Source organism: Rhodococcus sp. 5A-K4 (assembly GCF_046097995.1).
GTDB classification, from domain to species: domain Bacteria; phylum Actinomycetota; class Actinomycetes; order Mycobacteriales; family Mycobacteriaceae; genus Rhodococcus_F; species Rhodococcus_F erythropolis.
On sequence record NZ_JBJURM010000002.1, the window covers coordinates 343,913 to 368,217 of the forward strand.

Sequence of the window (24,305 nt, forward strand, 5' to 3'; positions counted from 1 at the left end):
GTGTTTGTCAGCCGATCGACGTGAGTGTTGCGTAGTCGTCGTTGTCGAGAACGCCCTCGACGACTGCGCGAACTTCCGAGGCATGCAACGTGATCGAACCGCCGTGGTTGTCGAGGAAGGCGGTATCCGCGGCGTCTCGCCCGGTCGAGATCCGCACAAGATTGCTGCGCGGCGCCAATTGCGTTGCATCGACCACGCGCCACACGTTGTCGATACTGGCTTCGACGACGGCGTGAAAATCCATCGGATCGCAGCCCGGCGCGTAGACGGCCACCAAGCGCGCGGGAATCCCCACCGCGCGTAGCAGCGAGATGGTCAGGTGCGAGTAGTCGCGGCACACTCCGGCGCCTGCGAGCAAGGTGTCTACCGCGCTGTCGGTGCCGCGACTGGTGCCGGGAACATAACTCAAATGTGTACTCACCCAGCGGGTGACTTCGAGGAGGAGTTCGGCCGGGGGAGTGGCGAGATCGAATTGCCCGGCGACAAAACCGAAGAACTTGTCGGCCTCGGCATACCGACTGGGGCGCAGATACTTCGACACGTCGTAGTCGCCGACCGACGCCGGTTCTGCGCGGCCGATCACGGTCGCGTCGTAGCTGACGATCAGTTTGCCTGGGGCACAGTCGAGTAGGTGAATCCGGGTGCCGTGTTCGGCGATGACCTCACGGGGTTCGATCGGGTTGCCGTCATGGACGAACGACATCGTTTCCAGCAGTTCGACACCCGGCGCGCGCGTCACCGCGATCTTGAACTCCAGGTTGGTCGCCTCGTCGATCTCGATGTCGAGCAGGGCGGCGACGGTACGTTTCATCGGATCATCTTTACACCGAATTCGGACACCCACCACCTGGGAGGATTGTGACAGTGCGATCAGGCTTCGGGATAGTCGACGTCGACGCCGCTGCTGAGGTCGCTGCACTCCACCAACTCCACGCCGTGTTCGCGTAGATAGGTGTTGGCGCCGCCGTCCCCGGTGAGTGACTCTGCAAGCGTCGGCCAATGGTCGCGTCCGATCAGGACAGGATGGCCGGGCCTTCCGTGAAAGACAGCTCTTCGCAGTATGTTTCGTGATGGGATGCCCTGACCCGCGATTCGCGTCACGGTGTCGGTGTTCAGGTCCGGGACGTCGACCAGGGAGATCGCTGCCGCCTCGGCACCCTCGATCTGCATGGCTGCCTCGAGTCCGCAGCGTAGTGATGCGCTCATTCCCCGTTCCCAATCCGATTTCACCACAATGACATCGGTGGTGGGCAGCAGTTCGACGGCGTCCTCGGCCTGTGCGCCGAGAACCACGATGACCGGTGAGAGTCCGGCGGACTGCAGCGTCGCCACCCCGTGGCGAAGCCAAGGCTGGCCGTCCGTGCCCGTAACGAGAGCTTTCGGTTTGCCCATGCGGGATCCGGCCCCGGCAGCCAGCAGGATCCCGCACGTCGACATGATTATGCTCCGGTGACCCGCGGGCGCAGCCACTCGATCAGATCGTTCAGAACCTCTTCCTGCTCAGGCTCATTGAAGATCTCGTGATACAAGCCGTCGTACACCTTCAAGGTGACGTCCGAAGAACCGGCCAGATCTGCTACGAGCTTGCTGCCGGCGGGGTCCGTCAATCGGTCGTCCGAGCCGTGTTGAAGCAGTACGGGAATGGTGAGCGATGGCAGGCGCGCCGGGAAGCCTTCCGCGGCGGTGATCATGCCGCGCGCAATTCCGGCAGGAACCTTGCCGTGGTGAACCAGCGGGTCGGCGTTGTACTTGTCGACAACCTTCTGATCACGCGATACGGCAGCCGCTTCCAGGTTCTCGACAGGCACGTCGGGGAGGTACTTGCCGACGATCTTGCCCAGCTGCATCACGATCTTCGGAGTGCCGGTTGCGATGATCACAGCAGGTCCGGACAGGGCGAGTGCTTTGAGATCGGCCTGATGGTCGAGGGCATAAGAAAGTGCGATTGCGCCTCCCATGCTGTGGCCGAGCAGGAACTTGTCCTTACCGGGATGTGCCGCCGTCACGATCGAGAACAACGTGTGGACGTCGTCGGTGAAGTCGGAGAATTCCTTCAGGTGAACGCGCTTGCCGCCAGAGCGTCCGTGTCCGCGATGGTCGGGTGCGTACACGATGAGCCCGAGTTCCCCGAGCCGCGCAGCAACATGGTCGTAGCGCCTCGCGTGTTCGCCGAGTCCGTGGCACAGGACAAGAACCCCGGTGGGCTCGCGGTCCGGTGTCCACACGTCGTAGACGATCTTGGTGCCGGCTACTCCGGTGAACGACGACTCTTCGTGCTGCATTGTTGCGCCCTCTCTGCGACCGGTTCCGGTACGCGGATTCTCACATGCTATTCGCCCCGTGGGCAGGGCGCGGGTGTTCAGGGTGTGAGGTCGTCGAGGAAACTTCGACACTTGTTTGTTACGGCTGGTTACATTAACTTAGGGGCGTGACCGGACAAACCGTTGATCGTTCCGACCCTGTTCCAGCCACCCGCTCGCGCCGATTGTGGCGACCCGCGGTTCGGGCCTTGCTGGACGGCGCGCTACCGCTGATCGACAAGCGAATGGCGGAATCGGTACGCCCGTTCGATCGGCCCGAGATGATGCGTCCGCACCTGGCTTCGCGGAAGTTCGCGTGGACGCACTACGGGATCTTCGTTCCCCGACTGCCAGGGCCTTTCCGTTACCTCAACACCATGACGTTGATCGGTGCAACCGGGACGGTGGTGTTCGACAACGATTATCTCGCTGCACCCGACGCGCGAAACACCGCAACCGTGCTGAGTTCTACCGCAGCGCCGGGGCATCACTTCTATCGGGCGTACGACGCGGCCGATGAGTGTGCGTTCGAAGAAGATGGTTCGCGAATCGCCTTCGGTGACAACCTGATCATCGACAACAGCTATCCGAAGTTCCGTGTCACCGGACGATACGACTCTTTCGACGTCGATCTCGAGATCGTGGCATCAGATCAAGCGTCGTGGTTCGTGCGCAATCCCGTCTACGACCACGTCAGTCTGCTGGCGCAGTGTTCCGGAACGATCTCGAGTCCGGATGGCCCGGTGAGTATTTCGGCTCCGTGCACCGTCGAATACGCGCGGTGCATGACACCGCAATCGTTGACTCGCCGCGCCCTTCCCGAGTCGTGGAAGCTCCCGGCCGATTTCTTCACCTACCAGATCGTTCAGCTCGACGACCGGCATCAATTGTTGCTCACCGATGTTCGAGCATCAGGGGTTACGGCGTGCAAGCTCGCCTACATTCGGACGGTGGACGGCAGCGCAAGAGTCTTCGACGATGTGGTGTTCGACGTACTCGAATACGCTGACGCATTGCATGTCGACCCACGGGGACGTGAGATGCGTGTGCCGCGCGTACTGCGTTGGCAGGTACGCGATTACGGCAGGGCGATTGTCGAGTTCGAGGCCGAGATCGACTCGGAGTGGCGCTATGGTCACGGTAAGGGATACGTCGGCGCGTACACCTACCGGGGGAGTTTCGACGGTGCGTCGATCAACGGCACCGGTTACATCGAATGGGTGGACTGCGAAGTGTAAGGCACCTAGTGTGTATCGGTGCCTTTCGTAGACCCCGCCTCGCTGACGACTCGTCCGCAGAAGATCCTTGTCGCGGGGACCTCGGGCGCCGGAAAGACGACTCTCGCCGGTCGAATCGGGCAGCTTCTCGGGATCGAACACACTGAGTTGGACTCGCTGTTCCACGGGCCCGACTGGGTTCCGCTCGAGAGTTTCGAAACCGAAGTACGACGCTTTTCCAGCGAGCCGGCCTGGGTGACCGAGTGGCAGTACGGCGCGGTGCGTGAGCTTCTGGCCGAGCGTGCGGACCTGATGCTGTGGTTAAATCTGCCTCGGCGGACGGTGATGCGCCAGGTGATCACACGAACCGTGCGTCGGCGATTGCAGCGAGAGGTGTTGTGGAATCGCAACATGGAGCCGCCACTGCACACCATTCTGTTCGATCCGGATCATGTGGTGCGCTGGGCCTGGCGAAGCGACGGACGCAACGGCGAGCGTATGGCCACGGTCCTTGTCGATGTGCCGTCGCTGCCGATAGTTAAGCTGCGCAGTCGAGACGAGATCGAGGCTGTGCTCGAAGTCCTCGGCCGTCTGCCCTCAGATCGTCTGAGCTAGGCGAAATCCCAGGTCGTCGATAGCAAACGTCGGGTGGCTTCGCCTCCGTACGGTAGCGCCGCAACCGCGCTCACTTTCGGCCCAACTGCCGCCGCGGAAGATCCGGTACGTGCCGTAAACCTCGGGGTCGTAGAGATCCCAGCACCATTCCCAGACATTGCCGATCATGTCGTACAGGCCCCAGTTGTTGGGTGCCTTCATCCCGACGTCATGTGCTCGTCCTTCTGAATTGTCGCTGTACCAGGCAATCTCGTCGATTTCGCCGTAGCGGTAGCCGGAGGTGCCGGCTTTGCACGCGTACTGCCACTCGGCCTCGGTGGCGAGTCGGTAGCCGGTTGCCGCCCGGTCCCACCGGGGAGACTCGGTGTCGATGTCGTGATACGCGGGCGACAGACCGTCCGCGACTGACAGTGTGTTGCAGGTTGCGATGACGTCTTTCCACGAGAGGTCGACCGCGGGTTTGCTCGGATCGTCCGCCGAATCTCCGTCAAGCAGTGCCCTGGTGGTGAGATGGCGAGCGAGGCGGAATGATTCGACTTTCGAGGTCCACGCAGTGCCTTTGCGATCGTCTCTGAGATGCACCTCGCCGGCAGGGATCTCGATCATCAATTCCGCTGCTCCGGTCATTCGTTCATCATCGCAGAGGTTGTCGCTCACCCGGGGAGACGCTCGAACGCAGCTTGTGGGTCAAGGCCGGTACGCATGCGCCATGCGGTCAGTGCAAGCCCGAGACACACCACCTGCGCCGGATCGTCGAGGGAAACTCCCATCAGCTTCTCGATACGAGTGAGCCGTGCATAGAGCGACTGGCGCCGAATGCCGAGGAAATCCGCGGTTCTCGCCTTGCCGCCCCGGTGTGCGAGGTACGCGTCGAGCGTCCGGACGAGGTCGGCGGAATGTGCTGTGTCGTAAGCGATCAGCGAACCGAGTTGCTCCGTGACGAACGAGGACAAGGAAGCGGGCGTCGTGCCGGCGGCGAGCAGTCGTTGGACGCCGACGTCCCTGGCGAGGATCACTCCGGTCCGGGTGCCGAAACGCCGTGCGATCTGGACGACTTCGCGAGCTTGCGCGACCGCCGCACCGACGCCCGACAGATCCTCGACCGGCGTCGCCACTCCGAGCGTGCGTACCGCGGAACCGCCCGGCCCGCGGCGTAGCAGCTCGTCGGCTTCGGTGAACGCAGTCCGCACTCGAGCGGGGGATGCGGACGCCCACCCATGCGCGAGCACGATGACGTGATTGGCCGCAGTCCCGACGACACAGGAGCCGAGCACGGCCCGCACGGCGTCGCGTACTTGGTCAGCGAGCTCTCGAACCGGCGTTTGCCGATCGATGTCGACAGCGGCGACGAGGACGTGGTGCCCCTCCGACAACGGCGTCCACCCGGCCGCTGTCAGTCGTTCGGACAAGTCGCCGTGCGATGTGAGCACACCGCCCACCACGTCGGTGATCACCGATTGGGCGAGTGACTGTCTTGGGCCGAGATCGCCGTGACGGCCGAGTTCCAGAGCCACCGCGACGGCGGCGCAGTTTGCGACGGCGGTTCGGCGTGTAGTTGCGGGCCCGCACAGGACAAGTCGACCGAGTGAGTTCGTCGGACCGCGTACGTCGTGGATCGTGCGTTCGGTCTCGGATCGCTCTGCGCCGGTTGTGCTGCGCTCGACGGTTCTGCCATCCGCGTCGAGGAGATCGACGCCGCACCCCGCGAGTCGTGACACCTTGTCGAGCAGCGCGGTCATACCCTGGCCTGCCACCACGAGACTCAGAAGTTCTTGCCAGACAGGCTCGCCCGCCTGTGCCGAACCGAGAGTGCGGCGGAGCATGAGGTCGTGAAAGTCTTCGACCATCCGCTCGAAGGGCACTACTGCGTGCAGGGCCAAGAACGCGAGCCCGCGTCGGCGCGATGCTTCGACGAGTTCGGGAGGGGCCGTGAGGAACGAGCGGCCGACCTCCATCGCGAGCGCGACGCATCCCGCGTCCGCCAACTGGTCGATGTAGGCGGTGAGCTGCTCGGGAGATCGCCCGTGCAGACCGAGGCCCGTGGTCAGGAGGACCTCACCTCCGGACAGCAGCCCACCCATCTCGTACACCTCGGACGAATGGACCCAGCGGACCACCGCGGTATCGACGTCGCCCGCGAGCACCTCGATTGCGGCGGCCTTGAACGAGGGCATCGCAAGAACTTGTCGCAGAGTCGGGAGCATTTCTATATCGTCCGCCGAGGGGGCACTTCGTCATAGAGCTAGTTCTGCCGAACTGACAGGTTGTCCCTTGTCGGGCTGTTACCACCGTGGTCGGATTGTGACACGAGCCACAATCGACGATTTTGGTCAGACTCCAGGAGCACACATGAACCACCCGGCACACACCGATGAGTATTTTCTCGGACTTGCGATCGAACAGGCGAAGATCGGTTGGGAGGAGGGCGGCGTGCCGATCGGCGCGGCGCTGATTCACCGCGGCGAGGTCCTCGCAGTCGGACGCAACCGCCGGGTTCAGATGAACAGCGCCATCCGTCATGGAGAGACCGACTGCATCGAGCGCGCCGGACGACTGCCGGCCTCGGTGTATCGCGAGTGTGTCCTCTACACGACTTTGTCACCGTGCTTCATGTGCGCCGGAACGGCGCGCCTGTACGAGATCCCTCGAATCGTAGTCGGCGAAAATCGTTCCTTCGAGGCGTCGGAAGAATGGTTGCGCAGCAGCGGAATTCAGGTCGACGTCGTCGACGACGCGGAGTGTGTGGCACTGATGGACCGCATGCTGGCCGAGCGCCCGAGCCTGTGGCTCGAAGACATCGGCGAAGTTGTATGAGCAGCGCCGTCGAACCTGCCACGGTCGCAGGCGATTCGGAGAGCACAGGCCACCCGATCGATCCGGACTATCCCGTTAGTCCGGTTCCGCTTCATGCACGAAAGCCGTTCTTCTCGCTCGCGGTGGTGTTGTTGGGGTTCACCATCTTCACACCGACGATGTTGGCCGGAGCAGCGCTCGGTACCGCGTTCTCGTTCTGGAAACTGATGGTGGTGATCGCCGCCGGATCCGCCATCTTGGGGGTCTACGTCGCCATGATGGGGTTCGTCGGAGCTCGAACCGGGCTGACGACAGTTGTGATGGCGCGCTACAGTTTCGGCACCCGCGGGTCCAAGCTCGCTTCGATCCTGCTGGGCGGTACCCAGATCGGCTGGTACGGAGTCATCATCGGCACGATCGGCGATCTCACCGCGCAGGCATTGGGCTGGGATTCCTATCTCGCGCGGGCGTCGGTGATGATCGCGGCGAGCATCTTGATGTGCATCACCGCCTGCTACGGCTACCGCGGAATGTATTGGGTCTCGCTCGTCTCGACGCCCTTGATCCTGGCGTTGGCCTGCTGGGTCGTATTCCGGTCCCTCGAGGAAGTCGGTGGGTTCTCCGGCCTGGTCTCGGTTCAACCGCAGACGACCATGACGATCGCGCTCGCAATCACCACTGTGGTCGGCACGTTTGTATCGGCGGGAACGCAAGCGCCCAACTGGACCAGGTTTGCCCGTTCCGGATCACAAGCGGTGTGGGCCTGCGTTATCGGGTTCCTCCTCGGAAACGGATTGATGATCCTGTTCGGTGCCATCGGAGCCATCACGTTCCACGAAGGTGACTTCGTACTGATTCTCTACAACCTCGGGCTTGTCGGCTGGGGCCTGGTCTTGCTGTTCGGGAACCTCTGGAAGAGCAACGCCGACACCGCATACGCCTTCGGGGTGGCCGGCGCCGAACTGTTCAGAAAGCCCCGCAAGACCCCTTTCGTCATCGGTGGGTGTGTGATCGGCACGGCGCTTGCTCTGACCGGTGTGCACAACCATCTTGTCGACTATCTGAGCCTGCTCGGAACGTTCATCCCGCCATTGGGCGGTGTGATCATCGCAGACTTCCTGTGCCGGTGGCGGCGCGGCATTCCCGAGGGTTACACCCCGCAGCCGGTCCACTGGCGAAACCTCGCCGTCTATGCCGTCGCAGCGTTCCTCGCTTGGCTTTCCGGTGAGTTCGAGGTGGGAATCCCGCCGCTGATCGGCATCGTGGCAGCAATTGCTCTGACGATGTTCCTGCACAGGGTGTTTGGCAACAGCTCGGCAAATCGGGAGGTCTCGACCTCCACCGTCTGAATCGTGCGTCAGGCATCAGCGAGCCCCCGGCGGTATCGACCGCGCCGGGGGCTCGCGTAATTGATGGAAAGGGCAGTCGATTCCGTTTCAACCGTCAGCGCAGAACAGGCAGGTACGGTGCCTCGATTCCCTGCTCTTCGAACGCAGTCAGCGCCGAGCGTGCAAATGCGCGCTGGACTGCCCACTGGCGCCCAGGCTTGACCTGCGCCGTCACTCGAATGGTAATTGCCTCGGCAGTAACCGAATTGACTCCCAGCATCTCCGGCTTGTCGATCATGTCCGCCCTGATCGGTTCGGACTCCGCCGCCTCGAGGACAGCTCGCGTCGCCACCTCGCACGCTTTGTGCACGTTCGCATTGTGGGCGATGGGGAGATCGAGAACTGCAGTGGCGTAACCCTGACTCATGTTGCCCACTCGCAGGATTTCGCCATTGCGGCAGTACCACAAGGTGCCGTTGGCATCTCGAATCGTGGTGACACGCAGGCCCACTGTTTCGACGGTGCCGACCGCGTCGCCGAGATCGACGACGTCGCCGACACCGTACTGATCTTCCAGCAACATGAAGATGCCGGAGAGGAAGTCACGCACCAGGTTTTGTGCACCGAAACCGATGGCAAGACCGATGACGCCGGCGGATGCGATGAACGGCGCGACGTTGATCCCGAGGATGCCGAGGATCTGCAGCACACACCAGACGAGGATGACGATGGACACCGTCGATTTGAGTACCGAACCGATGGTCCGGGCTCGCTGCGATCGGCGCTCGTTCACCTTGGCGTTCGGAGACTTGCGAGGCTTCGACATTCGATCGATCCCGCGGTGCAGTGCGAAGCGCAGAACGACTGCGAGCGCCACGTAGATCGCGATCTCGACGGGTCGGTGTATCAGCCAGTCTCGGTTGGTGTCGGTCAGTTCCCATGCTTGTATTTCGGAAATCATCCCCATGCATTCTACGGATTCCGGCCGATCCGGGCATCGTCGCAGGGCAGGCGGTCCAAAGCCGTACAGGCAGCTAGGCTTACGCCATGGCTGCGTTCACTGGCATACCCGTTGCTGCACTCGACTTCTACGAAGACCTGGAGGCCGACAACAGCAAGACCTGGTGGGCAGCGCACAAGGAGACGTACGACGAAGTGGTTCGTCGTCCGATGGCGTCGTTGACCGCGGCGTTGGAGGACGAATTCGGCACGGCCAAGCTCTTTCGGCCATATCGTGACGTTCGATTCTCGAAGGACAAGATCCCGTACAAGACGCACCAGGGAGCGTTCGTCGGTCTCGCCGAGAGCTGTGGCTACTACGTGCAGATCGACGCGGCAGGGTTGATGGTGGCCGGTGGTTTCTACGCCAGCAGTTCGGAGACCATCGCGCGTTATCGTGCGGCTGTCGACGACGACGTTCGAGGGCCGGAGCTCGAGAAGATCTTGGCCTCCGTCGAGAAGGCCGGATTCACGATCGGCGGCGACAAGCTCAAGACGGCACCTCGCGGATACACGGTCGACCACCCGCGGATCGAATTGCTGCGTCACAAGTCGCTGACTGCTGGTCGTAGTTACCCAAGCCCGTCGTGGCTGGACAGCGCCAGGACATTGAAGGAAGTTCGCACAGCGTGGCGCGCACTGACGCCCTTGGTCGAATGGTCCGGACAGGTGCTCGGACCGAACTGACTGTCCGACAGAAAAGTGTGACGTAGCCGTAGGAGAGTTCACCTCGAGTTCATCGAAACTCGAGACGCCTGGGGCTAGCGTGATGTGCGTAACCGAAAGTTTCGGCCCCGCTTCGAGTCGCAGCGCCGCAGTTCGAAGCCATTTTCTCTCGATCGACATCGTGAACAACCCGTGTCAGTGGAGACCATCATGGCTATGTTTCTCGCTCTCGTCCTGATCATCTCGGTCCTCGGAATCGTCGGCACCTACCTCGCGTTCAGTGCGGTCTACTTCGTCGAGATGCGCAAACTCGACAAGTAGGGGGTGCGAATTGGCCTGATTCGACTATTTCTGGGCCGATCGCGACGACCCTCCCTGCGTACGCTGTTAGGGCATCCTTATCCGCTCGCAACAGTGGATGATTCATTTCTTCTGGAGGTTCGACACGCATGCCCGCTCAATCCACGCTCTTGCTTCCCGAGGGCTACTCCGACAACCGCCTCGTTTCGGACCTCACACGTCGGCAGTTCGGCTTCGGTGCCGGGATCGCCGGACTGGGCGCGTTCCTGGCGGCCTGCGGTGACAGCGGGAGCAGTTCGGGTGAAACCGAAATGCGTTCTGTGACGACACCTCTCGGTACCTACGACATTCCCGTCAATCCGAAGAGGGTTGTCGCGATCGACTCGCGGCTCGATCTGGAACCTGCTGTAGCTCTGGAACTTCCGCTCGTCGGCTACACGTACGCCCAGGCGACACCGTGGGTGCCTATCGATTCGTCGGTGCCGTTCCTGTCGGAGATCCCCAACCGCGAACAGATCTTGGCGCTCGAGCCCGACCTGATCGTGTGCCTCAACTACGAGAGCGAGTGGTGGCCGGTCGCCGAGATGTCCACCATCGCACCGGTTCTGACGACCGAGTTCACCGACGACTGGCGTACAAACCTCTCGCGGCTGTCGGGCTGGCTCGGTCGAACGGCCACACTCGATCGATTGACGCTCGACTACGACAATCTGATTTCCGACATCCGCAGTCGTCATGCCGAGAAGATTGCGTCCAAAACCGTTGCCAGTGTCTCGTTCATGCCAGACACGAACACGCTGTACGTCACGAGCATCCGTACGTCCGAGAAGGGCGACAAGCCCAGCGACATGACGCTCGGCGACATCGGTGGCAAAACTGCCACCTCGGAGGGCCTCGATCCCGAGGGCGGCGTCAGCCTCGAAGGCCTCGATGTGCTGGCCGGCGTCGACGGCTTCATGATCACCGAAAACGAGGACAGTGCCGCGTACCAGGCATTGGTGGCGAGCAAGCTGTGGCAGCGACTCCCGGCAGTGCAGGCTGGCAACGTCACCAGTCTGGGTGGCTCCACGTTCTACGGTTCGATCTACACGATTTCGTACGTGGCACAGGGTTGGGATGCCCTGTACAACAAGATCAGCTGAGGCCTCTGCCGGCCGGACCGATGAGTTTCGGTAACGCGGGCGGTCTAATCAGGTAGGCATTGACCAAACCTGAGGAGATCGACGTGCAAACAGAGCAATCCCCAGCGGTAGTGCAATCCCGCGACGGTACGACCATCGCATACGAACGCTCCGGTGCCGGACCAGCAGTGGTTCTGGTTGCCGGAGCGTTCTGCGATCGAGGATGGTTCGATTCTCTCGCTGCTGCGTTGGCGGCGGACTTCACGGTGTACTCGTACGACAGGCGCGGACGCGGGGACAGCGGTGACAGTCGCGCGTTCTCGATCGACTCCGAGGTGGAGGACTTGCGAGCGGTCGTCGCTGCCGCCGGTGAAACGCCGCTGGTCTACGGATTGTCGTCGGGTGCTGCGCTGGCTTTGGAAGCCGCTGCGCAGGCCGTTCCGATGCGTAAGCTCGCCGTCTACGAGGCGCCGTACATGGACGACGACCAGCGTGACGAGACTGCCCAAAGTGACCTGGAGCGGTTGATCGCGGCCGGCGACAGGGAAGGTGCTGTGACGCGTTTTCTGGATCTGACCGGTGCATCCCCGGAGATGGTCGACGAGATCAAGCGGAGTGCCGATTGGCCCGACATGTGCGCCATTGCGCACACCTTGCCTTACGACGTCGCCGTGTGTGATCACGGCTGTCAGTCGCTCGACTGGCTTGCCTCCATTACCGTCCCTACATTGGTCATGTACGGCGGTGACAGTGGTCAGTGGGCGCCTTCTTCGGCGACGCGAATCGCTGCAAAAGTCTCGGGGACAAAGACTTTGGAGATCCCCGGTCTGGGTCACGGCGTTGCCGACGACGCTATCGTCCCGGCTCTGCGCGAGTTCTTTTCCGGCTAATCGCTGGGCGGCGAAAACGATCGTCAACCTAGGGTTGACGTTTTCGATTGCGTCAACCTATGGTTGACGCATGAGTAAACCAGTGGAAATGACCAACAAGGTTCGACTCGACGACCTCATCGACGCGATCAAGAAGGTGCACACCGACGCGCTCGACCAACTTTCCGACGCCGTGATCGCCGCTGATCATCTCGGTGAAATTGCAGATCACCTGATCGGCCACTTCGTCGACCAGGCGCGCAGGTCGGGAGCGTCGTGGACGGAGATCGGTGCGAGCATGGGTGTGTCGAAGCAGGCTGCGCAGAAGCGTTTTGTTCCCAAGGCGCCGAGTGATCAGAAGCCGATGGATCCGAACGAAGGGTTCAACCGGTTCACTCCTCGGGCGAAGAACGTCGTCATGGCCTCGCAGAACGAAGCCCGCGCTGCCGGTAACGCAGAGATCCAGCCCGAGCACCTGCTCCTGGGGCTTGTCGAGGAGCCTGCCGGGTTGGCTGCGAAGGCGATAGTGGCGCAGGGGGTGGAGCTCGGGTCCGTCCGAGCTGCAGTGGCCGGTGTACTCCCGGCTCCGACTTCCGAACTGCCAGAACTTATTCCGTACGACGCTCGCGCGCGCAAGGTCCTGGAACTGACGTTCCGTGAGGCTCTTCGCCTGGGCCACAACTACATCGGAACCGAGCACGTCCTGCTCGCGCTGCTCGAACTCGAAGACGGATCAGGTGTTCTGGCTGATCTCGGAATCTCGAAGTCGGTTGCGGAGTCGAATATCGTGGGAGCGTTGGCCGTCATTCAGGATCAGTGATTCATATGTGAATCTGATGCAGAAGAGGGCCGCACCCTTGCGGGTGCGGCCCTCTTCTTGTGTCACTGATTAGACAGCGCGCACATTGGTGGCCTGAGGACCCTTCTGGCCCTGGCCAACCTCGAACTCCACACGCTGGTTCTCGTCGAGCGACTTGTAGCCGTTGCCCGAGATTTCAGAGTAATGAACGAACACGTCCGGTGTTCCGTCGTCGGGAGCGATGAAACCAAAGCCCTTTTCGCCGTTGAACCACTTCACGATGCCCTGTGCCATACCGATACTCCCTACAAACTCGATCCGGGCCCTCACATCGAAGTCCCGATCTCGATGTGTCTATCCTCCCACGCCGCGCAAGTCGAACGGTGGGCGACGTGCAAAAGACGGTAATTCGGAAGCTTTCGAGGAGGGAATGGCAACTGATCTTCGACTGATTTTCGACGCTGGAGCGACCCGATCGCCGAAGGCAGGGACTGGTGGCTCGCCCAACTGCCTGCGGTGATAGATCAGCGGGAATGTACTTGTCCGCTCGAGAACGGTCCATAGTTGTCGCTCCGATCTCTCGGAATCGCAAACGTAGGAACCCTATGGAAGATGAGGGTGGGCTAACCTCTCATTCGCTGTGCCCTCGGCGCGCGCAGCAGCCGAGAAGGAGAGTGCATACATGTACGGAACGATTTGTGAATCCACGACGTCTGAACTGGTGGACCAGCTCAGTCGCCGTGGGTTCTTCGGCGTCGGCGCTGTGGCAGCGGCCGCCATCCTTGCGGGTTGTTCGGCTACGTCAGATGCTTCTGATGCCGGCGAACAACGCGAGGTGATCAATGCGCTCGGCACCACCACGATCTCGGGGAAGCCGGAAAGGATCGTTGTTGCCAGCGACTTCACGGATCTCGAATTCCTGCTCTCTCTCGGCGTTCACCCAGTCGCCTACGGCAATACGGGTGCGTGGGACCGCGGTGCACTGCCTTGGCAGAGCACCGCTGGAATAGCCGATCTCGAAAGCTTCGACACCACAGGCGAAATCAGCCCGGAAATCATCGCGCGCTACTCACCGGATCTCATCATCGGAATGAAGACCTATCTCGAACCGGCAGCCGAGAGGCTCAGCCAGATCGCGCCGGTCATCGCGCTGGACTGGACCACCTCGTGGCGTGACGGCGTCGCCACGGTCGGGCAGGCCGCTTTTGTCGACGAGGCCGCTGCTGCAGCGATCGCCCGGACCGACGCCCTGATCTCCGACACCGCCGCTTCGCTGAATGGCTTGGGTGGCAAGACGATCATGATCGGCTCGATGTACGGCGATCAGTTGTATGTGCAAGGGGATGCCAGTGCGCCCGGGGTTCTGCTGCGCGAACTCGGACTCAACTATCGCGGATACAACGCCGAGCAGATGACTGCGCTGTCGATGGAGCAGGCGGAGGTACTAGCACCCGCAGACATTTTGCTCAGCCTCGCTTCTGATCAGGAAGCGACGACGAGGTTGGAGAACTTCGCAGTTTTCCAGAACCTCCCCGCGGTGAAGGCGCGAGCCTATGCGCCGGTCGAACTTCTGCTCTCGAATGCCTTCGTCGACAATTTCGGTCCACTGAGCGCGCCGTACGCCTTGCCGCAGCTCGCCGAGGTCTTGACCGGGCTTGCGGCGGGCCAGGGAAAACAACTCCCCTGACCTCGCTTCCGAGCCTACGGACCCTGCGTCGGCCTAGCATCGAAACATGGTGGACATAGATCTGACTGGCCGCGCCGCAGTTGTCGGCGGATCACAACCGCTGCGAGCGATACTCGAAACCCCCACTACCCCCGGCCCGTGGCCGGGGGTAGTGATGATTCACGAGGCCTTCGGGCTCGAGGAGGTGATGCAGCGGCAAGCCAAGCGACTGGCCGCTGCGGGGTTCCTGACGCTCGCTGTCGACCTCTACAGCGCGGGCGGGGCGAAGCGGTGCCTCGTGCCGACCATGACGTCGATGCTTCGAGGACACGGCAAGGCGTTCACCGACATCGAAGTCGCTCGCAGTTGGCTTTTGGAATCCCCGGTTTGCACCGGAAAGATCGGTGTCATCGGATTCTGCATGGGCGGCGGCTTCGCGATGGTCAGCGCCGGAGATTTCGATGCTGCCTCGGTCAACTACGGTCAGCTTCCACGCAAACTCGATGAGGCCGTGGTGGATGCGTGCCCGATCGTCGGGAGTTTCGGAGGCAAGGACTTCTCGCTCCGGGGTGCGGCAGCGAAGCTGGAGACGGCGCTCAGCAATGCCGGTATCGAGAACGACGTCAAGGAGTACCCCGCCGCCGGCCACGCGTTCCTCAACGACGCGGAGGCCGGACCCAAGGTGCTTCGTCCGTTGGAGCGCATCCTCGGAATCGGTCCCGATCCTGTTGCAGCGCAGGACGCCTGGAAGCGAATCGACTCGTTCTTCGAGCGCCACTTGGCATGATCAGCGACTGGTTCTCTCACCGCCGTTGACTGCCAATACCTGACCGGTGATCTGCCGGGCGCCCGGTGAGGCCAAGAAGTGGACGGCTGATGCGATGTCGTCCGGTGTTCCGGCGCGCTTGGTGCTGGTGGATTCGATCAGCATCGCGCGACGCTCGTCCGTCAGAAAGTCTCGGAAGAACTCGGTGTCGGCGATGTAGCCGGGGGAGACGATGTTCGCGGTGATGCCTTCGGGGCCCAGTTCGGCGGCCAGATCGATATTCCACGTCGCAACTGCGGCTTTGGCAGCGCCGTACGCGCCCGCGCCCTTGTCGGCGGCAATCGATCCGATGGTGATGACGGCACCGCCGCTGGGGATTCGATCGCGAACTGCGGCTGTAGTCAGCACTGCCGAGATGAGATTGGAGTCCAGATTCGCACGCCACCCGGCGGCCAGGGATTCCAGATCTGACGGTGCTTCGCGATCGAAGTCCGTGTTGCCACCGGCGCAGTGCACCACGACGTCGATGGTTCCCGGAAGCGAATCCTGCAGCCGCTTCAGGTCTTTCGGGTCGGAGTTGTCACACGTCAAGGCGTGAACATCGGAACCCAACTCCTCTGCGGTCTTTTCGAGTGGTTCCGTGCGTCGGCCGGTGACAAAAACTGTGTCTCCGTCTCGGGCGAACGCTGCTGCAACTGCGCGCCCGATCCCTGTTCCGCCGCCGGTTACCAGAACTGTGCGTGTCATGCCTACCTCCGTGAGCTACGTTTAGACCTATACGAAGAACGTATCATTTAGAGCTAAATGAGGTGTGCAGTGGTGGGCGACTACAACCCGGACGACGCAGTGGACGCGGTTGCGTTGGCCTGGCTTCGCGAAAGGCCGGGCACGCCCGTAGAGGGTATCGGCATTGTGACCAGGCTGTGGATGTGCGCCAAGTTGCTCGGTGAGGATCGCCGACGGGTACTCGCCTCGGCCGGTGCGGACACAGCCACGCTGGACCTACTCAGTGTCCTGCGGCGATCCGGCGAGCCGTATCAGTTGACGACTCGCCAGATCACCGAGCAGACCGGAGTCACGGCCGGTGCGATCTCGCAGCGACTCGCGCGCGCGGAGAACGCGGGTCTGGTGGAGAGGTCTTCCGCCGCGGAAGGGTCTCGAATAGTGCTCGTGACCCTCACTGCCGCCGGTCACGAGCTGGTGGAGCAATTGGTGGACCGAGTCCTCGGCCGTGAAGCCGAACTGACGTCGATTCTCACCGAGCAGCAGCAGGCCGAACTCACCGAACTGCTGCGTGTCTTTCTCGACGGTCTACGCGGCGAACTCGGTGACCCTGGCGTCGCGCACGTCGGGGCTTGATCAGGACAGGCGCTCGAACACTGCAGCCAGGCCCTGCCCGCCGCCGATACACATCGTCTCGAGGCCGTAACGTGCTTCGCGACGGTCCATCTCGCGCAACAGGGTGGCCAGGATTCGTCCACCCGTGGCACCGACCGGATGGCCGAGGGAGATGCCGGAGCCGTTGGGGTTGACGCGTGGGTCGTCGGCTTCGAGCTTCCAACTCTGCAGGACTGCAAGTGCTTGTGCCGCAAAGGCTTCGTTGAGTTCGATGACATCCATGTCCGCCAAGGTCAATCCGAGGCGGCCGAGTGCCTTCTCCGACGCCGGGACGGGACCGATGCCCATGGTGCGCGGGGGAACTCCGGCAACGCTCCAACTTGCCAGGCGTGCGAGGGGACGCAGTCCGAGTTCGCGGGCTTTGTCTGAGGTGGTGACGATCGCCATCGCTGCGCCGTCGTTCTGGCCGCTGGCATTACCCGCCGTCACGGTGGAGTCCGGGTCGATCTTTGCGCGCATGGGACGAAGGCGTGCAAGCGATTCCATCGAAGTGTCGGCCCGCGGATGCTCGTCGGTGTCGACGAGCAGGGCCTCACCCTTGCGCTGCGGAACGGATACCGGAACGATTTCCTCGGCGAAGACGCCGTTCTTCTGTGCGGCAACGGCACGCTGATGCGACTGCACCGCGAGTGCGTCCTGATCTTCGCGGCTGATGGAGAACTCGGCGCGCAGGTTCTCTGCCGTTTCGATCATTCCGCCGGGAACCGGGAAGTCGCGTCCGCCGGCTGTCACGCGGGCGCGCGCGAGACGATCGCTGAGCGCAACACCTTCACCCTTGACACCCCAACGCATTCCGGTTGCGTAGAACTCAGCCTGGCTCATCGACTCGGCACCACCCGCCAGGACCAGATCACTGCCACCGGACTGAACCTGCATGACGGCCTGGATGATTGCCTGCAATCCCGACCCGCACCGGCGATCCACCTGCATGCCGGGAACATCGACGCCCAGACCGGCGTTGAGCGCCGCGATGCGTCCGATCGCCGGAGCTTCACCGTTCGGCGAAGCCTGGCCGAGAATGACGTCGTCGATCTCCGCGCCGGAAATGCCGGTACGCGTGACGAGTTCGGCGATCAACGTCGAGGCGAGATCTTCCGGGGCTACGTCACGGAAGACACCGCCGAAGCGGCCGACAGGGGTACGGAGCGGTTCACAGATGACAACGTCAGGCATTGGTTCTTCCTTGGGTATGCCCGGTCAGCGAGTGGCTGCCGAGTGGTTGTTGGACGACTGAGTACGTCCGAGATCGACGGAGATGGCGTCCGCGGTGGCGACTGCGGCCGGAACCAGTTCACCGCGAACAGCTTCGGCGCTGTAGCGGGCGGCTTGGGTGGAGATGTTGACAGCCGCGACCACATCACCGGTTGCGTCCCGGATGGGTGCGGCGAGCGAGCGCAGACCCTCTTCGAGTTCCTGATCGACAATCGCGAATCCGTCGGCGCGAATCTTCTCGAGTTCGGCACGCAGACCGTCGGCGGTGGAGATGGTCTTGCCGGTCAGGCGGGCGAAGGACACTCGGGCGAGGTAGGCGTCCAGGGCGTCGTCCGGCAAGCCGGCGAGCAGAACCCTACCCATGGATGTGGCGTACGCGGGAAAGCGCGTGCCGATGGTGATGGAAACCGTCATGATGCGGCTGACCGGAACACGGGCCACGTACACGACGTCGTCACCGTCGAGGATCGACACGGACGTGGATTCACGGACCTTGGCGGACAAGGCTTCCAGATGCGGCCCGGCGATCTCGGGAAGGGACAGACTGGAGAGGTAGCTGTAGCCGAGTTCGAGGACTCGCGGCGTCAACCAGAACACTGAACCGTCAGTACGTACGTATTCGAGTTCGACGAGTGTGAGCAGGAAGCGGCGAGCGGTCGCACGCGTGAGATCGGTGTGCCTGGCAACCTCGCTGAGGGTGCGACGCGGGTGCTCACCGTCGAAAGCCTTGATGACGGACAGCCCACGGGCCAGCGACTGCACGTAGTCCGGTGACGGTCCCGGCGCTTGCTCGCTGCTGTTCTCACTCATGTTGTCTCGTTCTCCTCAGGTTCGGCCGAGAGGTCTGCGAGTGCTTGCTTTCCCAGCGCAAAAGCCAAGTTGCTGTTCGGCACACCCGCATAAACCGCGGTATGGAGAAATACTTCCACGAGTTCGTCGGGATCGATCCCGGCACGCAGCGCAGCGCGAATGTGCATGTCGAGTTCGTGTTCGTTGCCGACGGCAGTGAGGATCGCGAGAGTGAGGAGCCTGCGGGTGTGGTGATCGAGGCCGGGGCGTGACCAGATGTCGCCCCACGCCGTGCGAGTGATGAAGTCCTGGAACGGGGCCGTGAACTCGGTGGCACCGGCGATGGAACGATCGACGTGGGCGTCGCCGAGCACCTGACGTCGTACGGTCATACCTGCCGATACCACGGCGCTACGTTGGGCGAGCGCAGATGTGTGCGAGGCAATATGCGTTGCAAGCAGTTTGGTGACGCGCCCGGCCTGTTCGACGTTGGCGAGGTGTGCGCCGGGATCGACCACGTGCAGTACCGCATCGGCGATACCGTCGGCGATCGCGCTCAACGTCGCCGGAGGTGTCGACGGATCCTGCTCGCCCGCGACGAGGAGCGTCGGAGCGACGACGCGGGCCAGGTCGGCGCGGCCGTCCCACATCGAAAGCGCCTCGCAGCAGGCGGCATAACCCTCGTTGGGTGTGGCTTCGACCATCGCGACGTGGCGGGCGACAAGCTCCGGATCGTTTTCGGCCAGTCCCGGCGTGAACCAGCGTCCGACGACGGCGGCCGCGATGGACGCGATGCCGTCCGCACGGACAGCCTGCGCACGATCGATCCACGGCTGAGCCGGGGCGAACTGCGAGGACGTGCACATCAACGTCAACGTCTCGACGCGAGTGGGGTGGTGCGCGGCGATCCATTGGCTGACAGCGCCGCCGAGGGAGAGCCCAACGAGATGTACGGACTCGAGTTCGAGCGAATCGAGGAGAGCGATGACATCGCCGGCAAGATCGGCAATGGAGTAGGGGCCCGCAGGCACCGGTGACTTGCCGTGGCCGCGATGGTCGACGGCGATGACGCGGTAGCGATTCGACAGCGCGTGAATCTGCGGCTGCCACATGGACAGATCGGATCCGAGTGAACCCAGGAGAACCACTGCCGGGGCATCGGGATTGCCGGTCTGTTGAAAGTTGAGCGCGACGCTCATCGAGATCCTCCTGTGGGGCGTTCGGCGAGGGCGCGGTCGACCAGATCGGTGGCGTGGCCCAGATAGTGTGCGGGGTCGAGTAGTTCGGCGATCTCGGTTTCGCTCAGGTGCTCTGCGATGGCGGGATCACGATCCAACCTGGTTCCGGAAGTGGCTGCCGCGGTGACGATGTCGCGTGCTCGATCAGTGTGTGCGGACAGGGCCTTGGTGACACGCTCGGCGAGAATCAGGCCACCGGTGATGTCGAGATTACGAGCCATCGACTCGGTGTGTACTTGCAGGCCGGTGAGGCTCACGGAAAGCTGGTGCGCTGCTCCGCCTGCCAGACGCAGGAGATCGGTGACGGTTTCCCACTCGGCGTGCCAGGGGCCTGCGGCGCGAGCGAATTCGTGATCCATGTTCGACAGGGCTGTGGCCACCAGGGCGGGAGTACGTCGCGCTGCCGCGCGGGCGGTGATCGCGGCAACCGGATTCTGCTTGTGCGGCATGGCCGATGAGCCGCCCGGAGCGCTCTCGGCAACCTCGGACAGCTCGGTGGACGCCATGACGGTGATGTCGGTGGCGGGCTTGGAAACAGCGCCGGCGACGATACCGAGTGTGGTCGCAAGTTCTGCGATGGTCACGCGGTCGGTGTGCCAGGGAGTGACCTGCCTGGCCAGACCGAGTTCGTCGGCCAGCGCGTCCGCGATCCTGAGCCCGTCGGGATACAACGCAGCGAGTGTTCCTGCGGCTCCGCCGAATTGAACCGGCAACGTGGACAGCACGATTTCGAGACGAATCGCTGCGGCGTCGAGTGCGGTGAACCAACTCGATGCCAGTAGCCCGAAGGTGGTCGGAAGTGCTTGTTGTCCCAGGGTTCTCGCGACCATCGGAGTAGAGCGATGGATGCGGGCGAGGTGGGCGGCGGAATCGGCGGCGCGGGTCAGGTCGGCGAGAACCACCGCGCCCGCGCGTCGCGTCAACAGCATCAGCGCACAGTCCATGATGTCCTGACTGGTGGCGCCCGGGTGCACCACGGAGGCAGGCACACCTTCCTGTCCCACCCTTTCGCGCAGCATCTTCACCAGCGGAATGACGGGATTTCCGCCGGCGGCCGACGCGCGGCCGAGCGCCACGATGTCCAGGCCGCCCGGTTGTGAGAGTTCAGCTGCGGCGGTCGCCACCGCGGCGCAATGTTCCCCGTCGGCCAACCCGACGGTGGCCATCGCACAACTCAGTGCGGCCTCCACGTCGAGCAACGCGGTGACCCACGCCTGGTCGGACAGGTGCTCCGATACTCGGGTGGCCCCGAACACCGGGTCGAACAGTGCGCCGCGAGTGGGCATGTGTACTCCTCTTACAACTCGAAGAAGGGCGTCTCGACGCCGTTCGCGTCCTCGTCCTGAACATAGACCGTCCAGGAGTACCCACCGTCGACCTTGGTTGCAACCAACTTCGCGCGTTCGGTTTCGCTCAGTGAGGACAGCACCGGATCTGTTGCGTGTGCGTCGGTGTCCTCGGGGAAGTACAAGCGGGTGACCAGGCGGTCGAGCATGCCGCGAGCGAAGACCGACACGTTGACGTGCGGCGCCTCGTCCGCATCCGTTTCAGTGGGCTGCGCTCCGGGCTTGACGGTGTGGACCAGTGCGGTGCCGGTGGAATCTGCTGCGCTGCGGGCGAATCCGCGAAAACCCGCCGGAGTGAGGTCCACTGCGCCGCGGGGATCGTCCGGATGGTTGAAGCGCCCGAGCGTATCGGCTTGCCATGTTTCGATCATCGCGTCGGCGACGGGTGTGCGGGCGCCGTCGATCACCGTGATGGCCAGCGTGATTCGTCCGGGGGTGTCGGTCGGGGCAGCGTCGGGGCCGTCCGTCCAGGGGAGGCCGATGTGCCAGTACGGTCCGACGGTCTGAGAGGGCGTGACCCCGAAGGGGGCGGTGGTGAAGTCGCCGGGGACGACCGGATAAGTGGGTGCGGGCTTCGCGGTGCGATCAGTCATCGTGGTCTTCCTCGTTTTCGAATACGGAGGCATTACGGCCGCGCAGGACGATGTCGAAGCGGAACCCGAGAGCCCAGTTGGGGACTGTGGCGTCGTAGTCGAAGACGCTGACCATGCGGTGACGGGCTTCTTCGGGCACTGAGTTGTAGATCGGGTCCTGGAAGAACATCGGATCTTCGGGGAAGTACATCTGCGTCACGAGGCGCTGCGTGAATGCCGTGCCGAACAGCGAGAAATGGATGTGGGCCGGTCGCCAGGCGTTGTCGTGGTTCATCCACGGGTAGGCGCCCGGCTTGATCGTGGTGAAGCTGTAGTGGCCGTTCGTGTCGGTCACGCAGCGACCGAGCCCGTTGAAGAACGGGTCCAGCGGCGCGGGCCAGTTGTCGCCGGTGTGGCGGTAGCGTCCACCGGCGTTGGCCTGCCACACCTCGAGCAGTGTGTGGGGGACCGGCTTTCCGTCGCCGTCGAGTACACGGCCGTGAACGACGATGCGCTGTCCCTGTGCTTCGCCGCCGTTGGCAATGGTCAGGTCGTTTTCGCCGGCGCCGACGCGATCTTCGCCGAATACCGGCCCGGTGAGCTCCGTGAGGCGCTGGGGGAGCAGCTTCAGCGGTTGCTTCGGGTGGCGAAGAGAAGTGGTCTTGTAGTCCGCGAAATCGGCCGGGGCGTTGACGCCAGTCGGCCGCTGGTACCTCGGCGGTAGATGCAGCATAGGGAACCTCGTCGTTCGGTTACGTGAAGTTGTTCGCAATGTGTACATGTGTTGCGCTCTGCGAACAGAATAGGTCGTAGATGTGACCCAGGCAATGCCGGGGGCGAAAAATGTTCGTGATGCGCACGGGGGTTCACAATACGTACGCACCGCGCTACTGTGATCGACATGATGGACAAAGTCATTCCCACTGCTGCTGAGGCCGTCGCCGACGTGCCGGACGGCGTCACGATCGCTGTCGGAGGTTTCGGGCTCGTCGGAGTGCCGGAAATCCTCATCGATGCGCTCCTAGAGCAGGGCGCGACATCACTCGAAACGGTGAGTAACAACTGCGGCACCGACGGGTTCGGGCTCGGAGTGCTTCTGGAGAAGGGGCGTATCCGTCGTACTGTCAGCTCGTACGTCGGCTCCAACAAGGAGTTCGCGCGTCAGTACCTTTCCGGTGAGCTGGAAGTCGAACTCACGCCGCAGGGCACGCTCGCCGAGCGCATGCGCGCCGGGGGCGCGGGCATCCCCGCGTTCTTCACCCCGGCCGGCGTCGGCACCCAGGTCGCCGACGGCGGCCTGCCACTGCGCTACGACGGCAACGGCGGCATCGCAGTTGCCAGTCCGCCCAAGGAAACTCGTGACTTCGACGGCGTCACCTACGTGATGGAGCGCGGCATCGTCGCCGACTATGCACTGGTCCATGCCTGGAAAGGTGACCGGCACGGCAACCTCGTCTACCGCGCGAGTACCCAGAACTTCAATCCGGCTGCAGCAACGTCGGGGCGCATCACCATTGCGCAGGTCGAGCACCTCGTCGAGCCGGGTGAGCTCGACCCCGCCGAGATCCACACGCCGGGCATTCACGTTCAGCGTGTTGTCCACGTCGGCCCCGTGACGGTCGGCATCGAGAATCGGACGGTACGAGCATGACTTCTGTACTACCCACCAAACTCACCCGCGAAGAGATGGCGGCCCGCGTCGCGCGAGAACTCGAGGACGGGCAGTACGTGAACCTCGGCATCGGTATGCCGACGCTGGTTCCGAACTACCTCCCGACCGACATCACCGTTGTATTGCACTCGGAGAACGGCGTTCTGGGTGTTGGGCCGTACCCGACCGAGGACGAACTCGATCCCGAGCTGATCAATGCGGGCAAGGAGACCATCACCGTTCTCCCCGGTGCGTCGTTCTTCGACTCCTCAGCGTCGTTCGGCATGATCCGCGGCGGCCAGGTCGACGTTGCCGTGCTCGGTGCCATGCAGGTCAGTGCCACCGGAGACCTCGCGAACTGGATGATCCCCGGCCACATGGTCAAAGGCATGGGCGGCGCGATGGATCTGGTCCACGGCGCAAAGCGCGTCATCGTGATGATGGAGCACGTCTCGAAGAAGGGTGAGCACAAGATCGTCGAGGAGTGCTCGCTTCCACTGACCGGTAAGGGCTGCGTCCAGCGAATCATCACCGACATGGCCGTGATCGACGTGACTGACGACGGTCTCCGCCTGGTGGAGACGGCGCCGGGCATCAGCGTCGAGGACGTGGTTGCTGCCACCGGAGCGAAACTGATTCTTTGACAGTATGTTTCATCTG

General features: G+C 63.0%; 27 protein-coding genes. 13 read left to right on the forward strand and 14 right to left on the reverse strand.

Features of this window, described 5'->3' with window-relative positions; genetic code table 11:
- Nucleotides 1-7 precede the first annotated feature (7 nt).
- From ACKAMS_RS04030 to ACKAMS_RS04040, 3 genes are read right to left on the reverse strand one after another with little or no spacing between them, the layout of a single operon-like run.
- Nucleotides 8-811 (reverse strand): transglutaminase family protein, encoded by an 804-nt coding sequence (locus ACKAMS_RS04030; protein WP_020970960.1) that lies wholly within the window; start codon nt 809-811, stop codon nt 8-10.
- A gap of 59 nt (nt 812-870) precedes the next feature.
- Nucleotides 871-1,437, reverse strand: coding sequence for an NTP transferase domain-containing protein (locus tag ACKAMS_RS04035; protein WP_019745523.1), 567 nt, complete (start codon nt 1,435-1,437; stop codon nt 871-873).
- 2 nt (nt 1,438-1,439) lie between these two features.
- Nucleotides 1,440-2,282: an alpha/beta hydrolase gene (locus tag ACKAMS_RS04040; protein WP_019745522.1), complete on the reverse strand. Its 843-nt coding sequence runs from the start codon at nt 2,280-2,282 to the stop codon at nt 1,440-1,442.
- A gap of 146 nt (nt 2,283-2,428) precedes the next feature.
- Between ACKAMS_RS04040 and ACKAMS_RS04045 the strand changes: the two genes are divergently transcribed.
- Complete coding sequence (locus ACKAMS_RS04045) at nt 2,429-3,538, forward strand: DUF6670 family protein (protein WP_408988636.1); 1,110 nt, start codon at nt 2,429-2,431, stop codon at nt 3,536-3,538.
- A gap of 18 nt (nt 3,539-3,556) precedes the next feature.
- Nucleotides 3,557-4,132: an ATPase AAA gene (locus ACKAMS_RS04050; protein ID WP_029256378.1), complete on the forward strand. Its 576-nt coding sequence runs from the start codon at nt 3,557-3,559 to the stop codon at nt 4,130-4,132.
- On the opposite strand, the gene ACKAMS_RS04055 is transcribed toward ACKAMS_RS04050, so the two are convergent.
- Together ACKAMS_RS04055 and ACKAMS_RS04060 are read right to left on the reverse strand one after the other, a co-directional pair.
- The gene (locus ACKAMS_RS04055; RefSeq protein ID WP_029256377.1) at nt 4,115-4,759 is read right to left on the reverse strand and encodes an SUMF1/EgtB/PvdO family nonheme iron enzyme; all 645 of its coding nucleotides are present in this window, start codon (nt 4,757-4,759) and stop codon (nt 4,115-4,117) included. The genes ACKAMS_RS04050 and ACKAMS_RS04055 overlap by 18 nt on opposite strands.
- Nucleotides 4,760-4,785: 26 nt before the next feature.
- Complete coding sequence (locus ACKAMS_RS04060; protein WP_223257826.1) at nt 4,786-6,306, reverse strand: PucR family transcriptional regulator; 1,521 nt, start codon at nt 6,304-6,306, stop codon at nt 4,786-4,788.
- A gap of 175 nt (nt 6,307-6,481) precedes the next feature.
- On the opposite strand from ACKAMS_RS04060, the gene ACKAMS_RS04065 reads away from it, so the two are divergent.
- Together ACKAMS_RS04065 and codB are read left to right on the forward strand one after the other, a co-directional pair.
- Nucleotides 6,482-6,946, forward strand: coding sequence for a nucleoside deaminase (locus ACKAMS_RS04065; RefSeq protein WP_003940577.1), 465 nt, complete (start codon nt 6,482-6,484; stop codon nt 6,944-6,946).
- The gene (codB, locus tag ACKAMS_RS04070; protein ID WP_097386800.1) at nt 6,943-8,274 is read left to right on the forward strand and encodes a cytosine permease; all 1,332 of its coding nucleotides are present in this window, start codon (nt 6,943-6,945) and stop codon (nt 8,272-8,274) included. Before ACKAMS_RS04065 ends, codB begins: the two co-directional genes overlap by 4 nt.
- 94 nt (nt 8,275-8,368) lie before the next feature.
- Here codB and ACKAMS_RS04075 read toward each other — a convergent pair whose 3' ends face one another.
- Nucleotides 8,369-9,214, reverse strand: coding sequence for a mechanosensitive ion channel family protein (locus ACKAMS_RS04075; RefSeq protein WP_024487521.1), 846 nt, complete (start codon nt 9,212-9,214; stop codon nt 8,369-8,371).
- An 86-nt stretch (nt 9,215-9,300) separates the two neighbouring features.
- Here ACKAMS_RS04075 and ACKAMS_RS04080 point away from each other — a divergent pair, with 86 nt between their 5' ends.
- The 4 genes from ACKAMS_RS04080 to ACKAMS_RS04095 all read left to right on the forward strand — a co-directional run bounded on the left by ACKAMS_RS04080 (nt 9,301) and on the right by ACKAMS_RS04095 (nt 13,028).
- Nucleotides 9,301-9,939 carry a DUF2461 domain-containing protein gene (locus ACKAMS_RS04080; RefSeq protein WP_003939783.1) on the forward strand — a complete coding sequence of 213 codons (639 nt, stop codon included), beginning with the start codon at nt 9,301-9,303 and terminating at the stop codon, nt 9,937-9,939.
- A gap of 428 nt (nt 9,940-10,367) precedes the next feature.
- On the forward strand, nt 10,368-11,360 hold the full coding sequence (locus tag ACKAMS_RS04085) for an ABC transporter substrate-binding protein (RefSeq protein ID WP_007729992.1): 993 nt from the start codon (nt 10,368-10,370) through the stop codon (nt 11,358-11,360).
- Between the two features lie 83 nt (nt 11,361-11,443).
- A complete protein-coding gene (locus ACKAMS_RS04090) occupies nt 11,444-12,229 on the forward strand; it encodes an alpha/beta fold hydrolase (RefSeq protein WP_408988637.1) in 786 nt (261 codons plus the stop codon).
- A gap of 70 nt (nt 12,230-12,299) precedes the next feature.
- Nucleotides 12,300-13,028 carry a Clp protease N-terminal domain-containing protein gene (locus ACKAMS_RS04095; RefSeq protein WP_408988638.1) on the forward strand — a complete coding sequence of 243 codons (729 nt, stop codon included), beginning with the start codon at nt 12,300-12,302 and terminating at the stop codon, nt 13,026-13,028.
- Nucleotides 13,029-13,097: 69 nt separating this feature from the next.
- On the opposite strand, the gene ACKAMS_RS04100 is transcribed toward ACKAMS_RS04095, so the two are convergent.
- Nucleotides 13,098-13,301, reverse strand: a complete 204-nt coding sequence (locus tag ACKAMS_RS04100; RefSeq protein ID WP_003939930.1) for a cold-shock protein — start codon at nt 13,299-13,301, stop codon at nt 13,098-13,100.
- 388 nt (nt 13,302-13,689) lie between these two features.
- Here ACKAMS_RS04100 and ACKAMS_RS04105 point away from each other — a divergent pair, with 388 nt between their 5' ends.
- Together ACKAMS_RS04105 and ACKAMS_RS04110 are read left to right on the forward strand one after the other, a co-directional pair.
- A complete protein-coding gene (locus tag ACKAMS_RS04105) occupies nt 13,690-14,694 on the forward strand; it encodes an ABC transporter substrate-binding protein (RefSeq protein ID WP_408988639.1) in 1,005 nt (334 codons plus the stop codon).
- Nucleotides 14,695-14,740: 46 nt separating this feature from the next.
- Nucleotides 14,741-15,460, forward strand: coding sequence for a dienelactone hydrolase family protein (locus tag ACKAMS_RS04110; RefSeq protein ID WP_408988640.1), 720 nt, complete (start codon nt 14,741-14,743; stop codon nt 15,458-15,460).
- Here the strand turns inward: ACKAMS_RS04110 and ACKAMS_RS04115 are convergent, their stop codons facing one another.
- Entirely contained in the window at nt 15,461-16,186 is a 726-nt protein-coding gene (locus ACKAMS_RS04115) for an SDR family NAD(P)-dependent oxidoreductase (RefSeq protein WP_020909286.1), read from the reverse strand.
- Between the two features lie 72 nt (nt 16,187-16,258).
- Between ACKAMS_RS04115 and ACKAMS_RS04120 the strand changes: the two genes are divergently transcribed.
- Complete coding sequence (locus tag ACKAMS_RS04120) at nt 16,259-16,798, forward strand: MarR family winged helix-turn-helix transcriptional regulator (protein WP_257207229.1); 540 nt, start codon at nt 16,259-16,261, stop codon at nt 16,796-16,798.
- Here ACKAMS_RS04120 and ACKAMS_RS04125 read toward each other — a convergent pair whose 3' ends face one another.
- From ACKAMS_RS04125 to pcaH, 6 genes are read right to left on the reverse strand one after another with little or no spacing between them, the layout of a single operon-like run.
- Complete coding sequence (locus ACKAMS_RS04125; RefSeq protein WP_029256371.1) at nt 16,799-18,010, reverse strand: acetyl-CoA C-acetyltransferase; 1,212 nt, start codon at nt 18,008-18,010, stop codon at nt 16,799-16,801.
- Between the two features lie 24 nt (nt 18,011-18,034).
- Nucleotides 18,035-18,859: an IclR family transcriptional regulator C-terminal domain-containing protein gene (locus tag ACKAMS_RS04130; protein ID WP_007730008.1), complete on the reverse strand. Its 825-nt coding sequence runs from the start codon at nt 18,857-18,859 to the stop codon at nt 18,035-18,037.
- Nucleotides 18,856-20,037, reverse strand: a complete 1,182-nt coding sequence (gene pcaD, locus ACKAMS_RS04135) for a 3-oxoadipate enol-lactonase (RefSeq protein WP_408988641.1) — start codon at nt 20,035-20,037, stop codon at nt 18,856-18,858. Before pcaD ends, ACKAMS_RS04130 begins: the two co-directional genes overlap by 4 nt.
- Nucleotides 20,034-21,362 carry a 3-carboxy-cis,cis-muconate cycloisomerase gene (pcaB, locus tag ACKAMS_RS04140; RefSeq protein WP_069145534.1) on the reverse strand — a complete coding sequence of 443 codons (1,329 nt, stop codon included), beginning with the start codon at nt 21,360-21,362 and terminating at the stop codon, nt 20,034-20,036. The genes pcaD and pcaB overlap by 4 nt, the downstream gene beginning before the upstream one ends.
- A gap of 11 nt (nt 21,363-21,373) precedes the next feature.
- Nucleotides 21,374-22,015 (reverse strand): protocatechuate 3,4-dioxygenase subunit alpha, encoded by a 642-nt coding sequence (gene pcaG / locus ACKAMS_RS04145; RefSeq protein WP_021331870.1) that lies wholly within the window; start codon nt 22,013-22,015, stop codon nt 21,374-21,376.
- Nucleotides 22,008-22,727 carry a protocatechuate 3,4-dioxygenase subunit beta gene (pcaH, locus tag ACKAMS_RS04150; protein WP_408988642.1) on the reverse strand — a complete coding sequence of 240 codons (720 nt, stop codon included), beginning with the start codon at nt 22,725-22,727 and terminating at the stop codon, nt 22,008-22,010. Before pcaH ends, pcaG begins: the two co-directional genes overlap by 8 nt.
- Nucleotides 22,728-22,898: 171 nt before the next feature.
- On the opposite strand from pcaH, the gene ACKAMS_RS04155 reads away from it, so the two are divergent.
- Nucleotides 22,899-23,645 (forward strand): CoA transferase subunit A, encoded by a 747-nt coding sequence (locus tag ACKAMS_RS04155; protein ID WP_007730016.1) that lies wholly within the window; start codon nt 22,899-22,901, stop codon nt 23,643-23,645.
- Nucleotides 23,642-24,289: a CoA transferase subunit B gene (locus ACKAMS_RS04160; RefSeq protein ID WP_007730017.1), complete on the forward strand. Its 648-nt coding sequence runs from the start codon at nt 23,642-23,644 to the stop codon at nt 24,287-24,289. Before ACKAMS_RS04155 ends, ACKAMS_RS04160 begins: the two co-directional genes overlap by 4 nt.
- Nucleotides 24,290-24,305 lie beyond the last annotated feature (16 nt).

Coding starts and splice junctions, on each gene's coding strand:
- ACKAMS_RS04115 (WP_020909286.1), bottom strand. CDS start 16,186: ATGACACGCACAGTTCTGGTAACCGGCGGCGGAACAGGGATCGGGCGC.
- ACKAMS_RS04060 (WP_223257826.1), bottom strand. CDS start 6,306: ATGCCCTCGTTCAAGGCCGCCGCAATCGAGGTGCTCGCGGGCGACGTC.
- ACKAMS_RS04055 (WP_029256377.1), bottom strand. CDS start 4,759: ATGACCGGAGCAGCGGAATTGATGATCGAGATCCCTGCCGGCGAGGTG.
- ACKAMS_RS04030 (WP_020970960.1), bottom strand. CDS start 811: ATGAAACGTACCGTCGCCGCCCTGCTCGACATCGAGATCGACGAGGCG.
- ACKAMS_RS04160 (WP_007730017.1), top strand. CDS start 23,642: ATGACTTCTGTACTACCCACCAAACTCACCCGCGAAGAGATGGCGGCC.
- ACKAMS_RS04065 (WP_003940577.1), top strand. CDS start 6,482: ATGAACCACCCGGCACACACCGATGAGTATTTTCTCGGACTTGCGATC.
- codB (WP_097386800.1), top strand. CDS start 6,943: ATGAGCAGCGCCGTCGAACCTGCCACGGTCGCAGGCGATTCGGAGAGC.
- ACKAMS_RS04100 (WP_003939930.1), bottom strand. CDS start 13,301: ATGGCACAGGGCATCGTGAAGTGGTTCAACGGCGAAAAGGGCTTTGGT.
- ACKAMS_RS04125 (WP_029256371.1), bottom strand. CDS start 18,010: ATGCCTGACGTTGTCATCTGTGAACCGCTCCGTACCCCTGTCGGCCGC.
- ACKAMS_RS04130 (WP_007730008.1), bottom strand. CDS start 18,859: ATGAGTGAGAACAGCAGCGAGCAAGCGCCGGGACCGTCACCGGACTAC.
- ACKAMS_RS04095 (WP_408988638.1), top strand. CDS start 12,300: ATGAGTAAACCAGTGGAAATGACCAACAAGGTTCGACTCGACGACCTC.
- ACKAMS_RS04105 (WP_408988639.1), top strand. CDS start 13,690: ATGTACGGAACGATTTGTGAATCCACGACGTCTGAACTGGTGGACCAG.
- ACKAMS_RS04075 (WP_024487521.1), bottom strand. CDS start 9,214: ATGATTTCCGAAATACAAGCATGGGAACTGACCGACACCAACCGAGAC.
- pcaB (WP_069145534.1), bottom strand. CDS start 21,362: ATGCCCACTCGCGGCGCACTGTTCGACCCGGTGTTCGGGGCCACCCGA.
- ACKAMS_RS04085 (WP_007729992.1), top strand. CDS start 10,368: ATGCCCGCTCAATCCACGCTCTTGCTTCCCGAGGGCTACTCCGACAAC.
- ACKAMS_RS04080 (WP_003939783.1), top strand. CDS start 9,301: ATGGCTGCGTTCACTGGCATACCCGTTGCTGCACTCGACTTCTACGAA.
- pcaG (WP_021331870.1), bottom strand. CDS start 22,015: ATGACTGATCGCACCGCGAAGCCCGCACCCACTTATCCGGTCGTCCCC.
- ACKAMS_RS04040 (WP_019745522.1), bottom strand. CDS start 2,282: ATGCAGCACGAAGAGTCGTCGTTCACCGGAGTAGCCGGCACCAAGATC.
- pcaH (WP_408988642.1), bottom strand. CDS start 22,727: ATGCTGCATCTACCGCCGAGGTACCAGCGGCCGACTGGCGTCAACGCC.
- ACKAMS_RS04035 (WP_019745523.1), bottom strand. CDS start 1,437: ATGTCGACGTGCGGGATCCTGCTGGCTGCCGGGGCCGGATCCCGCATG.
- ACKAMS_RS04110 (WP_408988640.1), top strand. CDS start 14,741: ATGGTGGACATAGATCTGACTGGCCGCGCCGCAGTTGTCGGCGGATCA.
- ACKAMS_RS04155 (WP_007730016.1), top strand. CDS start 22,899: ATGGACAAAGTCATTCCCACTGCTGCTGAGGCCGTCGCCGACGTGCCG.
- pcaD (WP_408988641.1), bottom strand. CDS start 20,037: ATGAGCGTCGCGCTCAACTTTCAACAGACCGGCAATCCCGATGCCCCG.